Raw genomic sequence first — 13,620 nt, forward strand, 5'->3', positions numbered from 1 at the left:
GTGACAAAAATAGATGTAATGAGTCCTTGCTTCCTTATTGTCACCAATCCTGGGAAAAACCTGCATGTCCGCTGTCCACAATGAAGAAAACCCGGCGCCCGCACTGCCCTACGCCGGCCTGCGCGTCGTTGAATTCACCCACATGGTCATGGGCCCCACCTGTGGTTTGGTGCTGGGGGACTTGGGGGCGGAGGTGATCAAGGTTGAGTCCATCGGCCATGGCCGCGAGGGCGATGCCACGCGCCAGTTGCTGGGGGCGGGCGCCGGCTTCTTCGCGCTGTTCAACCGCAACAAGAAAAGCCTGGCGCTGGACCTGCAGACACCTGAAGGCAAGGAGGCGGTGCTGCGCCTGATCGCCACGGCCGACATCGTGAGCGAGAACTTCAAGCCTGGCACCATGCAAAAGCTGGGGCTGGACTACGCCAGCCTGAAGACGTTGAACCCGCGCCTGATCTACATCAGCCACAAAGGCTTTTTGCCCGGCCCCTACGAGCACCGCACGGCGCTGGACGAGGTGGTGCAGATGATGGGCGGCCTGGCCTATATGACCGGCCGATCCGGCGACCCGCTGCGCGCTGGCACCAGCGTGAATGACATCATGGGCGGCATGTTTGGCGCCATCGGGGCCATGGCGGCCCTGGCGCAACGTGAGAAAACCGGCCTGGGCCAGGAGGTGCAAAGCGCGCTGTTTGAAAACAACGTCTTCCTGGTGGCCCAGCACATGATGCAGTACGCCGTGACTGGCAAGCCCGCCGCACCCATGCCCGAGCGCCTGTCGCCCTGGGCGATTTACGACGTGTTCAAGGTCAAGGATGGCGAGCAGATATTTCTGGCCGTGGTCAGCAATTCGGCCTGGGCCGTGTTCTGCGAGGTGTTTGGCTTTGCCGACCTGTTTGCCGACGAGCGCCTGAAGTCCAGCAACGACCGTGTGCGTGCCCGCGAATGGATGATGCCCATCCTGCGCGAGCGCATGGCGCCGTTCAGCGCGGCGCACATCGCCGAGGTGTTTGAAAAGCACGCGCTGCCCTACGCGCCCATCACCCGCCCGCAGGATCTGCTGGATGACCCGCATCTGCTGGCCACCGGCGGCCTGGCGCCCATGGAGTTGCCCGATGGCCGTGCCAGCCAGACCGTGCTGCTACCGCTGACGCTGGACGGCCAGCGTCCCGGTGTGCGCCTGAACCCGCCCAAGCTGGGCGAGCACAGCCAGGAACTGCTGGCACAGCTAGGCTATGGCGAGGCCGAGATTTCTGCCTTGACGCTATTGAATAAATAGCTGCTTGCGCAGGTATTACCTGCGCTGGAGCCTTGTTTTCTTTAAATTTTTGGACCGATGGACCGCCTCAAAACCCTGGAAACCTTTGTTGCCGTCGTGGCGCGCGGCAGCCTGACGGCGGCGGCCCAGGCCGAGGGCGTGGCCCCGGCCATCATCGGCCGCCGGCTGGACGCGCTGGAGGAGCGGCTGGGCGTCAAGCTGCTGCTGCGTACCACCCGGCGCATCAGCCTGACGCACGAAGGTACGGCCTTTCTGGAAGATTGTCAGCGCGTGTTGGGCGACCTGGCGAATGCCGAGGCTAGTGTGTCGGCAGGCGGCGTCAAGGCCAGTGGGCATTTGCGCATTACCGCGCCGGCGGGTTTTGGCCGCCGCCATGTGGCGCCGCTGGTGCCCTGGTTCCGCGAGCGTCACCCGGAGGTGACGGTGTCGCTGAACCTCAGCGACCGCGTGGTGGACCTGGGCGGCGAGGGCTTTGACTGCGCGGTGCGCGTGGGCGACCTGCCCGACTCCAACCTGGTCAGCATGCGCCTGGCCGATAACCGCCGCCTGTGCGTGGCCACCCCCGCTTTTCTGCAGCGCTTTGGGACGCCGCAGCACCCCAGCGAGTTGGCGCGCTTTGCCTGCCTGGCCTTGTCCAGCGAGTCGTCGCAAACCCGCGGCTGGGCCTTCCAGCTGCCGGTGGCGGGCGGCGACAAGGATGCGGTTGAGCTTTTCTACACCAAGCCCGGTGGCCCGCTGGCCTGCAGCGACGGCCAGGTTTTGCATGACTGGTGCCTGGCCGGCTATGGCATTGCCTGGCGCAGCACCTGGGAGGTGGAGGCCGAGATTGCCAGCGGCCAGCTGGTGTCGGTGCTGGACGCCTTTGCTGCGCCGCCGAATGGCATTTACGCGGTGTTCACGCAGCGCAAGCACCTGCCGCTACGGGTGCGGCTGTGGATCGACTTTTTGAAGCTGCACTATAGCCGGCCGGGCTTCTGGACCTCGGCAGACATGAAAAAGCCCGGCTAGCCGGGCTGTGGGGGCGTACGGGACTGTGTCACTGTCCAGAAACACCGCAGAACTGGCTTTGCCAGGCTGCTGGTGTTGCCCCCTGCAAGGGGGTTGGCGAAAAGCGCTTGCGCTGTAGCCTGGGGGTTAGCCCTTTAAGCAGTCGCTCATGAACTTCTTGCGCTCGTCGCCCTTCAGTGCCTTGGTCTTGGCGTCGGCGTTGCAGGTCTTCATTTTTTCCTGTTGCGTGGGCTTGGCATCTGCTGCGGCTGCAGGTGCATCGGCGCTCAGGCAGGCTTTTACGGCAGCCTTGTATTCATCGCCTTTTTTGCCCTTGGCTTCTTTGCTGCAGGCCGACATCTTGGCTTGCTGGGGCGTGGGCTCCTTGTCGGCCGCGTGGACCAGGCCCATAGACAGAGTCAGACCCAGGGCGGCGACGAGAGGTAATAGTTGTTTCATGCAGGCTCCAGAAGAAGAGGTTGTGGGGAAAATCCTGTGCGCAAGGTCCGAAGACGACTGGATTGCAACCCATAACGCCGCAATGCGCAAGCCGGATGACTAGAGAGGTAACCACCCCCCGGTAAAATCCGGCCATGCTCTCAGTCAAACACGAATTGCTCGCGGCGCTGGCCGTCGGGCTGGAAAAAATTGCCCCCGGCGCTGGCGCCAAAGCCGCGTTCGAGTCCCCCAAGGTGGCTGCGCACGGCGATTTCGCTTGCACCGCCGCCATGCAACTGGCCAAGCCGCTCAAGTTGAACCCGCGCCAGCTGGGTGAAAACCTGCGCGTGGCCCTGCTGGAGCAGCCAGCGTTCGAAAAGTGGGTCGAGGCCATCGACATCGCCGGCCCGGGCTTCATCAATATCAAGCTCAAGCCTGCCGCCAAGCAGGAAGTGGTGCGTGAAGTGCTGGCCGCCGCTGCCAGTTTCGGCGTGCAGCCCAGCAACAACCAGCACATCCTGGTGGAATTCGTCTCGGCCAACCCCACCGGCCCGCTGCATGTCGGTCATGGCCGCCAGGCGGCGCTGGGCGATGCCATCTGCAACCTGTACGCCACCCAGGGCTGGGATGTGTACCGCGAGTTCTATTACAACGACGCCGGCGTGCAGATCGGCACCCTGGCAACCAGCACGCAGATGCGCGCCCGGGGCTTCAAGCCAGGCGACGCCGAGTGGCCCGAAGCCGCCTACAACGGCGACTACATCGGTGACATCGCGCAAGACTTCCTGGCCGGCAAGACCGTCAAGGCCGACGACCGCGAAGTCACGGCCTCGGGCAAGGTGGACGACCTGGACTCCATCCGCGAATTCGCCGTGGCCTATCTGCGCCGCGAGCAGGACCTGGACTTGCAGGCTTTCCAGGTCAAGTTCGACAACTTTTACCTGGAGTCCAGCCTGTACACCAGCGGCCGGGTGGACGCCACGGTCAAGCGCCTGCAGGAAGCTGGCAAGACCTACGAGCAGGACGGCGCGCTGTGGCTGCAGTCTACCGACTACGGCGACGACAAGAACCGCGTCATGCGCAAGACCGACGGCAGCTACACCTACTTTGTGCCTGACGTGGCCTACCACATCGCCAAGTGGGAGCGCGGCTTTACCAAGGTGGTGAATATCCAGGGCACCGACCACCACGGCACCATCGCCCGCGTGCGCGCTGGCCTGCAGGCGGCCAATGTGGGCATTCCCCAGGGCTATCCTGATTACGTGCTGCACACCATGGTGCGGGTGGTGCGCGGCGGCGAAGAGGTGAAGATCTCCAAGCGCGCCGGCAGCTACGTGACCCTGCGCGACGTGATCGACTGGACCAGCAAGGACGCGGTGCGCTTCTTCCTGCTGAGCCGCAAGCCGGATACCGAATACACCTTCGACATCGATTTGGCGCTGGCCAAGAACAACGACAACCCTGTGTACTACGTGCAGTACGCCCATGCCCGCATCTGCAAGATGCTGCGCGACTGGGGTGGCGATGTGGCGTCGCTGCAGGGCGTGGACCTGTCCAGCCTGCTGGTGCCCCAGGCCCAGACCTTGATGCTGCAGCTGGCCAAGTACCCCGAGATGCTGACGGCAGCCACCGAAGGTTTTGCGCCGCATGACGTGACCTTCTACCTACGTGAGCTGGCCGCCAACCTGCATAGCTACTATGACGCCGAGCGCGTGCTGGTGGACGACGAGCCGCTCAAGCTGGCCCGCCTGGCCCTGGTCGCCGCCTGCGCGCAGGTATTGCACAATGGCTTGGCAGTACTGGGCGTGGATGCTCCAGAAAAAATGTAATTGACAGCAAGCATGACAAAACAAAAGCAAAGCGGCGGCACCATCCTGGGTTTCATCATCGGGGTGGTGGTCGGCCTGGGCTCGGCGCTGGCGGTGGCGGTCTATGTCACCAAGGTGCCGGTGCCGTTCATGAATGGCAAGACCCAGGCCAATGGCGCCGACCACGACGCGGTCGAAAGCCAGAAAAACAAGGACTGGGATCCGAATACCCCCTTGCACGGCAAAAACCCGGTGCGCTCTGCGGCGCCCGCAGCATCCGGCGCGGTGGATGCGGCGGCTCCGCTGGTGGTGCCGCCACCGGCGCCAGCGGCGACTCCGGCCGTGGTGCCCACGCCACCGGCGGCCGTTGCGGTGAAGCCGGATGCCAAGCCGTCGGCCGCAGCCTCGGCCGACCCGCTGGGCGATCTGGCCAAGGTCAAAGCCAAGGCGGCTGCGTCTGCCACCGTGGCCACGGCACCTGCGCTGGCACCCACAGCCGAGCCGTTTGAGTACTTCGTGCAGGCCGGTGCCTACCGTACGCCCGAAGATGCCGAGGCCCAGCGTGCCAAGCTGGCCATGATGGGCATGGAAGCCAAGGTTACCGAGCGCGAGCAGTCCGGCCGCACCGTCTACCGTGTGCGCATGGGCCCGTATGCCAAGCGCGACGATGCCGAGCATGCCAAGGACCGGCTGGAAAGTGCCGGTAGCGAAACCACCCTGGTGCGCGTGCAGCGTTGACCAGTTCTCTTGAAGCTGGTGCTGCGCGCTGAACTTTTGCGCTCGGCACCGATCCGACCCCCCACAAGGAGTGATTTGCAATGAAACGTCGTGAGTTTTCGCTGGCTTCAGCGGGTGTGCTGGCTGGTTCCACGCTGGCCGTAGGCCATACCGGTAGCGCCCTGGCGCAGGGCAAGCCGCCCGTGGCGGGCACGGATTACCTGGTGCTGGACAAGCCAGTCGCCACAGAAGCGCCGGCCGGCAAGGTCGAGGTGATCGAGTTCTTCTGGTACGCCTGTCCGCATTGCAATGCGTTTGAGCCCACCTTGGTGGAGTGGCTCAAGCGCCTGCCCAAGGATATTGCCTTCAAGCGTGTGCCAGTGAACTTCCAGGACAGTTTCATCCCGCCGCAAAAGCTGTACTACACGCTGGAGGCTCTGGGCCAGCTGGACGCACTGCATGGCAAGGTGTTCAACGCTATCCATGTGGAGCATCAGCGGCTGGACAAAGATGATCTGGTGATCGCCTGGGCCGTGAAGCAGGGTCTGGACAAAACCAAGTTCACCGAGACGTACCAGTCTTTTGGCGTCAGCACCAAGGTGCGTAAGGCATCCCAGCTGCAGCAGGCCTACCAGGTCGCGGGCGTGCCCGCTTTGGGCGTGGCCGGCAAGTTCTACACCGATGGCAGCCAGGCGCAAACCATGCCGCGTGCATTGGTTGTTGTGGAATATCTGGTGGCCGAGCAGCGCAAGAAAGCCTGATTCCGGCATGGCCGGCAAGGCCGGAGAGATGAAAAAGCCCGCGTCAGCGGGCTTTTTTCTGGCTACGTCCAACTCGGGGTGAGGGGCCGTTACAATGAATTGCAAGATTCGTGCCTCTATGAAAATCAACACCCTACTCTCACTGCTCGTGGTTTGTTTCGTCGGTCTAGGCGGAGCGGCCCACGCGGAAAAAGCCGACAAACTCAAGCCTATGAATATCGAGGCGGACGCGGCGCGTTATGACGATCTGAAGCAGACCAATGTCTTTACCGGCAAGGTGGTGATGACCAAGGGCACCATCATCATCCGTGGCGCCCGCGTCGATGTGCGCCAGGATGCCGAGGGCAACCAGTTCGGCGTGGTGACGGCGGAGCCGGGCAAGCTGGCGTATTTCAAGCAAAAACGCGACGGCCTGGACGAATACATAGAAGGCGAGGGCGAAACCATCGAGTACAGCAGCAAGCTGGACAACGTGCGCTTCATCAAGCGGGCCATTTTGCGCCGTCTGGTCGGCAGCAAGGTGAATGACGAAATCACCGGCGAACTGATCGTCTACGACAACACCACCGATGTATTCACCGTGGACAGCGGCACAGCCGGCAGCAATCCCGGTGGCCAGAATGGCCGCGTACGCGCCATGTTGACACCCAAGGCTGCAGCGTCGGCTGCTAGCGGCGCGGCACCTGCCGGGCCAGCCCCGGTGCTGCGTTCCACCACCACGCTGGAGGGCGTGAAGAAGTGACGGCGGTGGTGGAGTCGGGAGAAAGCCGCCTGGAGGCGCGCCATCTGCAAAAAGCCTACGGCAAGCGCAAGGTCGTGAAAGACGTGACGCTGGCCGTCAAAAAAGGCGAGGTGGTCGGTTTGTTGGGCCCCAACGGCGCGGGCAAAACCACTTCCTTCTACATGATCGTGGGCCTGGTGCGGGCTGATGGCGGGCATATTTCCATCGACGGCCAGTCGGTGGAGCACATGCCCATCCACCGGCGTTCGCGCCTGGGCCTGAGCTATCTGCCCCAGGAAGCCTCGATTTTCCGCAAGCTCACGGTGGAAGAAAATGTGCGCGCCGTGCTGGAATTGCAGCACGACGAGGCCGGCAAGTCCCTCACCCGCACCGAGATCGAAAAGCGCCTGACGGCGTTGCTGCAGGATTTGCGGGTGGAGCATTTGCGTGATTCGTCGGCCATGGCCTTGTCCGGTGGCGAGCGCCGCCGCGTGGAAATCGCCCGTGCCCTGGCCACCCAGCCGCGTTTCATTTTGCTGGACGAGCCTTTTGCCGGTATCGACCCGATTGCGGTGATCGAGATCCAGCGCATCATCGGCTTCCTGAAGTCGCGTGGCATCGGCGTGCTGATCACCGACCACAATGTGCGCGAGACGCTGGGCATTTGCGACCACGCCTACATCATCAGCGACGGCAATGTGCTGGCCGAGGGTACGCCGTCCGAGATCGTGGACAACGCCGATGTGCGTCGCGTCTACCTCGGCGAACATTTCAAGATGTGATGCTCCGATGAAGCAAGGCTTATCCCTACGCGTTTCACAGCATCTGGCGCTGACGCCCCAGCTGCAGCAGTCCATCCGCCTGCTGCAACTGTCCACCCTGGAACTGAGCCAGGAAGTGGACCAGATGCTGGACGACAACCCGTTTCTGGAACGCAATATGGACGAGGCTGCACGCGAGGAGTTCGGCCTGGCCCAGTCCGACACGCCGGTCAGCACAGGGGAGCGCGAGGCTGAAATTGCTACAAGTTCTGTAGCTGAATACGCAAGTGAATCCAGCGCAGAAGCCCCAAATGATGCCGAATCCCCTTTAACTGGCGGTGACGACACCAGCTGGGACGGCGATGGCACTTCCGAGATCAAACCCGACGACAGCGAATGGGGCGGTGACGCCCCGGCGCGCCAGAACAACCTGGGTGAAGACGGCGAGATGGACGCCACCGAGCTGGCCCGCAACCAGGAGTCGCTGACCAGCTTTCTGCACCGCCAGGCCCTGGCCCTGCGGCTGGGGGAGGTGGACCAGGCAGCGCTGCGCTTTCTGATCGAATCGCTGAACGACGACGGCTACCTGGAAGACGATTTCGAAACCCTGGCGCGTGGTCTGGCGGGCGACGACGCCGAGGCCGTGGAAGAGCTGGTACACCGCTTCACGGTGGCCCTGAGCCTGCTGCAAAGCCTGGAGCCGGCGGGCGTGGGCGCGCGGCATCTGGGTGAATGCCTGTTGCTGCAGCTGGAGGGTTTGCAGCCCGTGCTGGGCGATGACCCGGCGCGCAAGGTGGCCATGCGCATCTGCCGCCAGTCCATGGACCTGCTGGCCCGGCGCGACGTGAAGCGCCTGGCCCAGCTGTGCCGCGCCACCGAGACCGATATCAAGGCTGCCATGGCGCTGATCGCCCGGCTGGAGCCCAAGCCGGGGCGGCGCTTTGTCGATGTGGAGCGCAACATCGTGGTGCCCGACGTGATCGTGGTCAAGGTTGGGCGCGGCGCCCAGGCCCGCTTCCGGGTACAGCTGAATGCCGAGGTCATGCCGCGCCTGCGCGTGCACGACATCTACGCCAATGCGCTGCGCCAGCACAAGGGGGGCGGCAAGGATTCATCGAACAACGCCGCACTGCAGCAGCGCCTGCAGGAGGCGCGCTGGTTCATTAAGAACATCCAGCAGCGCTTCGACACGATTTTGCGGGTCAGCAACGCCATCGTGGAGCGGCAGAAGAACTTCTTCAGCCACGGCGCGCTGGCCATGCGCCCTCTGGTGCTGCGCGAGATCGCCGACGAGTTGGGACTGCACGAGTCCACCATCAGCCGCGTGACCACCGCCAAATACATGGCCACGCCCTACGGCACCTTCGAGCTGAAGTATTTCTTCGGCTCGTCCCTGGGGACGGAGACCGGCGGCAACGCCTCCAGCACCGCGGTGCGGGCGCTGATCAAGCAGTTTGTCTCGTCCGAAGACCCAAAGAAGCCGCTCAGCGACAGCCAGCTGTCCGACATGCTGAAAGAGCAGGGCATTGAATGCGCGCGCCGTACCGTGGCCAAGTACCGCGAAGCGCTGCGCATAGCCCCCACGAACCTGCGCAAAGCGCTGTAGAACATGCTCTCCCCCAGGCCGCGTGCACGGTATGCCGCAGCTGGAGGAAAGAGCTTCGCCCCGCTTGCCCCAGGCTGCGTAGCGTGACACCATGGAAATAACGATATGAACCAACTCCAATTATTTTTACCCTGCGCCGCCGGCGTGGAAGAGCTGCTGGCCGAAGAGGTGCACGGCATTACCGGCCTGCAGGGCGAAGACCTGCGGGTGATGCGGGGCGGCACGCTGGTGCGCTCCTCCTGGCGCGACGCGATGCGCTTGAACCTGCACAGCCGCCTGGCGCAGCGCGTGCTGATCGAGCTGTCCAACACCGAATACCGCAGCGAAAAAGACCTGTACGAAGCCGCCAGCAACGTGGCCTGGGAGATCTGGTTCACGCCCAAGCAAAGCTTCAAGATCGAAGTCACGGCGCAGCACAGCCCGCTCAATTCGCTGAACTTCGCCGCGCTGAAAGTGAAGGACGCGGTGGCCGACCGCTTCCGCTTCAAGACCGGCGTGCGCCCCGACGTGAATGTGCAGTGGCCCGATGTGCGCATCTACCTGCACCTGACCACCGAGCGCGCCACCATCTACATTGACACCTCGGGTGACGCGCTGTTCAAACGTGGCTGGCGTGAAGACAAGGGCGATGCGCCGTTGAAGGAAACCCTGGCCGCCGCCATGATCGCCGCCAGCGGCTGGGATGGCACCACGCCCCTGTACGACCCCTGCTGCGGCAGCGGCACCATTGCCATAGAGGCCGCGCAGATCGCCTGCAATATTGCGCCCGGCAGCCTGCGCCGCTTTGGCTTTGAGAAGCTGTTGCCCTTCCAGCCCCATGTGTGGAGCGTCATTCAGGAGCAGGCCCACGCCGCCGAGCACGAGCCGGAGACGCAGATCTTCGGTAGCGATGTGGCCTTCCGTATGGTCGATTTCGCCACCCGCAATGCCGAGCGCGCGGGCGTCAGCGGCGTGGTCGAGTTCCGTGGCGGCGATGCCTTGCAGCGCATGCCGCCGGCCGAGTCCGGCGTGATGTTGCTGAACCCGCCCTACGGCGAGCGGATTGAGGTGGCAGGTGTCGCGGGCCGGCGCGAAGCTGCACAGACCGAGGACGGCAGCGCCGACTTCTTCCCCCAACTGGCCACCCACTGGAAGCGTAACTACGCGGGCTGGACCGCCTGGATGCTGACGCCCGACCTCAAGCTGCCCGGCAAGATGCGCCTCAAAGAGTCGCGCCGCGTACCCATGTGGAACGGCCCCATCGAATGCCGCCTGTTCCGTTTCGACATGGTCGCTGGTTCCGCCCGTCGTGGTGCGGACGCTCCCAAGGATGTCTGAGCCGCAGCCAGTGCGCAATGCGGTGCTGGACACCAACATCGTGCTGGACATCTTTTTGTTCGACGACAAGGTCGCCAAGCCGCTGAAACCCGCGCTGGAGGCGGGCCAGCTGCGCTGGCTGGCAACCCAGCACATGCGCAATGAGTTGGAGCGGGTGCTGGACTACGCCCACCTGGTGCCCAAGCTGGCGTTCTACCAGCTGACCGCTGCCGACGTGCTGGCCGCGTTTGACCGCCACACCACGCTGGTAGAGGTGGCGCCGCGTGTCCCACTGGTCTGCAAAGATCCGGACGACCAGTGTTTCATCGACCTCGCTGTGGCCCATCGCGCCCTGTTGCTGAGCAAGGACAAGGCTGTACTTTGTATGAAAAAACGCCTGCTAGCGCACGGTGTATCTGCGCAGAAAGCTATCTAAATAATAGCAATTGGCGTCTGCTTCAGTGTCTTCTCGATGCGTAGCGAGCTGATTACTCCAGGGAACCCACGGAACCGGCTCTGCCGGGCCGTAGGGTTCGCCCCCTGCAAGGGGGTTGGCGAAAACACGAAGTGTGGAGCCTGGGGGTGTACCTATTCTTCCATCTGCAGCTTGAAGCTGTCCGCGCTGGCATGCGGCCAGTAGAACTTGAACACATTCGGTAGGCTGCTGATGTCGCGGTCCAGCAGTGCATTCATGGCCAGGGGCGGCATGATGGTCACTAGCAGCTTGACCCCGGTTTCATTCACCCGGCGCACGATGTGGTGGGCGGTGATCTCATTCGGATGCAGCAGGCCGGCGGCCTGCACCATTTCCTTCAGTGCCTTCAGTGTGTTCTCGTGGAACTGGTGTACCCGTTCGGCCTTGTCGGGCACGATCAGCGCCTGCTGGCGCACCGGGTCCTGGGTGGTCACGCCGGTGGGGCAGTGGCCGGTATGGCAGGACTGGGCTTGCAGGCAGCCCAGGGCGAACATGAAGCCGCGTGCTGAATTGCACCAGTCGGCGCCCAGCGCCATCATGCGTGCGATGTCGAAGGCGCTGACCACCTTGCCCGCACAGCCTAGCTTGACGCGACTGCGCAAGCCCACGCCGCGTAGCGTGTTGTGCACCAGCTGCAGGCCTTCCTGCAGGGGGGCGCCCACGTGGTCGGTGAACTCCAGCGGCGCCGCGCCGGTGCCGCCTTCGGCCCCATCGACCACGATGAAGTCGGGGGTGATGCCTGTGACTTGCATGGCCTTGACCATGGCAAACCATTCCCAGGGGTGGCCTATGCACAGCTTGAAGCCGGTGGGCTTGCCGCCCGAGAGTTCGCGCAGCCGGGCGATGAAGAGCATCATCTCCACCGGCGTGTTGAAGGCACTGTGGGCCGAGGGTGACACGCAGTCCACGCCCTCCGGCACGCCGCGCGCTTCGGCAATTTCAGCGCTGACCTTGGGGCCGGGCAGCACACCGCCGTGTCCTGGCTTGGCACCCTGGCTCAGTTTGAGCTCGATCATCTTGACCTGCGGCTGGCAGGCATTCACGGCGAAGCGCTCGGGGTTGAATGTGCCGTCGTCGTTGCGGCAGCCAAAGTAGCCCGAGCCAATCTCCCACACCAGGTCGCCGCCGTGCACCTTGTGGTGCACCGAGATCGAACCCTCGCCGGTGTCGTGCGCAAAGCGCCCGCGCTGCGCGCCCTTGTTCAGCGCCAGGATGGCGTTGGCGGACAGTGCGCCAAAACTCATGGCCGAGATGCTGAACACGCTGGCGTCATAAGGCTGGGTGCAGTTGGAGCTGTCAGCCTGCAGGCCGGTCTGGCTGTCCAGTCCGATGGTGATGCGGAAGTCGTGGGTCGGCACCTCGGTCGGCGATACGGAATGGTTGATCCACTCATAGCCTTCGGCTAGCACGTCGAGCTGGGTGCCGAATGGGCGCTTGTCGATATCCCCTTTGGCGCGCTGGTAGACCAGGGCGCGCTGCGATCGTGAAAACGGCGTCGCGTCGTTGTCGGCTTCGATGAAATACTGGCGGATCTCCGGGCGCACGAACTCCAGCATATAGCGCATATGGCCTATTACCGGGTAGTTGCGCAGCACCGATTTTTTGGTTTGCTGAAGGTCATACAGGCCCAGGCCGACCAGACCCAGAAACACCAGCCCGGGCAGGGCGCCGGTGTGGAACACGAGCAAGCTGAACAGGCTGAGCAGCAAACCCATGATGCACATGCCGAACACGGTGTAGCGGATGGGGTAGATCGAATTCAAATAGTCCAGCATAAGGGTGTTTTCTCCTGGCGCGATGCTACTGGCTAAACTTGGGGTTTGCTATCCGAGAACACCATGACCGCCCCTACCGCTGCGCCTTTACAACCCGACGACTTCGATGCCCTGGACCTGATTCTGGAGGACTTGCGCGAGCGTTATGACGAAACCCCACAGTGGGAGTTTTGTGAAGGCTTCATGGCCGCCGTGGTGTGCTGCCGCAGAGCCATTCCGGCCAGCGAATATCTTCCGGTGCTGCTGGATATCGGCGAAGACGGTGAAGGCAGTTTTGCCGACGAAGCCCAGCGTGCACGCTTCATGGAACTGTGGGGCCGTCGCTGGAACGAGGTGAAGGCCGCACTGGATGAAAAAGATGTCAACAACCTGTCCGACGAGCGTGCCTACACCCCCGAGGTGCTGGATGTGCGCGCCATGATGTTGTCACTCAGCCCCGAAGAGCGTGCCGAGGCCTTGGTCGGTGAAGAAGAAGGCCCGCTGCCTTCGTTCGGCCAGGTCTGGGCATTGGGCTTCATGTTTGCAGTCGAGGCCTGGCCCGACGAGTGGGAAGCGCCGGCCAAGGACAAGGAGGCCGTGCAGTGGCTGGACGGCGCCCTGAGCGCCATCGTGGCCCTGACCGAGGACGACACCGGCCCGGCCGAGGTGTCGGCTTTCGGCCCTGAGGAAGAGGGCGGTGAAGAGCCGCCACCCAGCATGTCTGAGGCGCGCATGGAGGCCTTTGGCGAAGCCATGTGGGCGGTATATGACTTGCGCGAACTCTGGCGCTCACTCGGCCCCCGCGTGGAGCAGGTGCGTAGGGAACCTACCCCCGGTCGCAACGACCTGTGCCCCTGCGGTAGTGGCAAAAAGTACAAGAAATGCCACGGCGCCTAGCTTATTGAACACCCCCAGGCTGCAGTGCTTCGCATCTTCCGCCAACCCCCTCGAAGGGGGCGATGCCAGTGGCCTGGCAAAGCCAGTTCCACGGCATCTCTAGGGGTGTGCGTTCTGGCTGAA

General features: G+C 63.5%; 13 protein-coding genes. 11 read left to right on the forward strand and 2 right to left on the reverse strand.

Features of this window, described 5'->3' with window-relative positions; all coding sequences use genetic code 11:
* The first annotated feature begins 64 nt into the window (after positions 1-64).
* Complete coding sequence (locus AC07R0_RS16360) at positions 65-1,276, forward strand: CaiB/BaiF CoA transferase family protein (protein WP_495105647.1); 1,212 nt, start codon at positions 65-67, stop codon at positions 1,274-1,276.
* A gap of 57 nt (positions 1,277-1,333) precedes the next feature.
* Positions 1,334-2,284: a LysR family transcriptional regulator gene (locus AC07R0_RS16365; RefSeq protein ID WP_495105648.1), complete on the forward strand. Its 951-nt coding sequence runs from the start codon at positions 1,334-1,336 to the stop codon at positions 2,282-2,284.
* 126 nt (positions 2,285-2,410) lie between these two features.
* On the opposite strand, the gene AC07R0_RS16370 is transcribed toward AC07R0_RS16365, so the two are convergent.
* A complete protein-coding gene (locus AC07R0_RS16370) occupies positions 2,411-2,722 on the reverse strand; it encodes a PsiF family protein (protein ID WP_495099306.1) in 312 nt (103 codons plus the stop codon).
* A gap of 134 nt (positions 2,723-2,856) precedes the next feature.
* Here AC07R0_RS16370 and argS point away from each other — a divergent pair, with 134 nt between their 5' ends.
* From argS to AC07R0_RS16410, 8 genes are all read left to right on the forward strand, one after another.
* On the forward strand, positions 2,857-4,530 hold the full coding sequence (gene argS / locus AC07R0_RS16375) for an arginine--tRNA ligase (protein ID WP_495105649.1): 1,674 nt from the start codon (positions 2,857-2,859) through the stop codon (positions 4,528-4,530).
* Positions 4,531-4,542: 12 nt separating this feature from the next.
* A complete protein-coding gene (locus AC07R0_RS16380; protein WP_495076825.1) occupies positions 4,543-5,247 on the forward strand; it encodes an SPOR domain-containing protein in 705 nt (234 codons plus the stop codon).
* A gap of 80 nt (positions 5,248-5,327) precedes the next feature.
* Entirely contained in the window at positions 5,328-5,987 is a 660-nt protein-coding gene (locus AC07R0_RS16385; protein WP_495105650.1) for a thiol:disulfide interchange protein DsbA/DsbL, read from the forward strand.
* A gap of 118 nt (positions 5,988-6,105) precedes the next feature.
* Complete coding sequence (gene lptA, locus AC07R0_RS16390) at positions 6,106-6,729, forward strand: lipopolysaccharide transport periplasmic protein LptA (RefSeq protein WP_495105651.1); 624 nt, start codon at positions 6,106-6,108, stop codon at positions 6,727-6,729.
* A gap of 8 nt (positions 6,730-6,737) precedes the next feature.
* A complete protein-coding gene (lptB, locus tag AC07R0_RS16395; RefSeq protein ID WP_495105777.1) occupies positions 6,738-7,490 on the forward strand; it encodes an LPS export ABC transporter ATP-binding protein in 753 nt (250 codons plus the stop codon).
* 7 nt (positions 7,491-7,497) lie between these two features.
* Positions 7,498-9,075 carry an RNA polymerase factor sigma-54 gene (locus AC07R0_RS16400; protein WP_495076822.1) on the forward strand — a complete coding sequence of 526 codons (1,578 nt, stop codon included), beginning with the start codon at positions 7,498-7,500 and terminating at the stop codon, positions 9,073-9,075.
* Between the two features lie 105 nt (positions 9,076-9,180).
* Positions 9,181-10,392: a THUMP domain-containing class I SAM-dependent RNA methyltransferase gene (locus AC07R0_RS16405; protein WP_495105652.1), complete on the forward strand. Its 1,212-nt coding sequence runs from the start codon at positions 9,181-9,183 to the stop codon at positions 10,390-10,392.
* Positions 10,385-10,807, forward strand: a complete 423-nt coding sequence (locus AC07R0_RS16410) for a putative toxin-antitoxin system toxin component, PIN family (protein WP_495105653.1) — start codon at positions 10,385-10,387, stop codon at positions 10,805-10,807. The genes AC07R0_RS16405 and AC07R0_RS16410 overlap by 8 nt, the downstream gene beginning before the upstream one ends.
* A gap of 152 nt (positions 10,808-10,959) precedes the next feature.
* Here the strand turns inward: AC07R0_RS16410 and AC07R0_RS16415 are convergent, their stop codons facing one another.
* On the reverse strand, positions 10,960-12,621 hold the full coding sequence (locus tag AC07R0_RS16415; RefSeq protein ID WP_495099297.1) for an FMN-binding glutamate synthase family protein: 1,662 nt from the start codon (positions 12,619-12,621) through the stop codon (positions 10,960-10,962).
* 63 nt (positions 12,622-12,684) lie between these two features.
* Between AC07R0_RS16415 and AC07R0_RS16420 the strand changes: the two genes are divergently transcribed.
* The gene (locus AC07R0_RS16420; RefSeq protein ID WP_495105654.1) at positions 12,685-13,497 is read left to right on the forward strand and encodes a UPF0149 family protein; all 813 of its coding nucleotides are present in this window, start codon (positions 12,685-12,687) and stop codon (positions 13,495-13,497) included.
* Positions 13,498-13,620: the final 123 nt, after the last annotated feature.

The organism is Rhodoferax sp. GW821-FHT07F03 (assembly GCF_059418745.1).

Coding starts and splice junctions, on each gene's coding strand:
- argS (WP_495105649.1), top strand. CDS start 2,857: ATGCTCTCAGTCAAACACGAATTGCTCGCGGCGCTGGCCGTCGGGCTG.
- AC07R0_RS16380 (WP_495076825.1), top strand. CDS start 4,543: ATGACAAAACAAAAGCAAAGCGGCGGCACCATCCTGGGTTTCATCATC.
- AC07R0_RS16400 (WP_495076822.1), top strand. CDS start 7,498: ATGAAGCAAGGCTTATCCCTACGCGTTTCACAGCATCTGGCGCTGACG.
- AC07R0_RS16360 (WP_495105647.1), top strand. CDS start 65: ATGTCCGCTGTCCACAATGAAGAAAACCCGGCGCCCGCACTGCCCTAC.
- AC07R0_RS16365 (WP_495105648.1), top strand. CDS start 1,334: ATGGACCGCCTCAAAACCCTGGAAACCTTTGTTGCCGTCGTGGCGCGC.
- AC07R0_RS16410 (WP_495105653.1), top strand. CDS start 10,385: ATGTCTGAGCCGCAGCCAGTGCGCAATGCGGTGCTGGACACCAACATC.
- AC07R0_RS16415 (WP_495099297.1), bottom strand. CDS start 12,621: ATGCTGGACTATTTGAATTCGATCTACCCCATCCGCTACACCGTGTTC.
- AC07R0_RS16405 (WP_495105652.1), top strand. CDS start 9,181: ATGAACCAACTCCAATTATTTTTACCCTGCGCCGCCGGCGTGGAAGAG.
- AC07R0_RS16420 (WP_495105654.1), top strand. CDS start 12,685: ATGACCGCCCCTACCGCTGCGCCTTTACAACCCGACGACTTCGATGCC.
- AC07R0_RS16370 (WP_495099306.1), bottom strand. CDS start 2,722: ATGAAACAACTATTACCTCTCGTCGCCGCCCTGGGTCTGACTCTGTCT.
- lptA (WP_495105651.1), top strand. CDS start 6,106: ATGAAAATCAACACCCTACTCTCACTGCTCGTGGTTTGTTTCGTCGGT.
- AC07R0_RS16385 (WP_495105650.1), top strand. CDS start 5,328: ATGAAACGTCGTGAGTTTTCGCTGGCTTCAGCGGGTGTGCTGGCTGGT.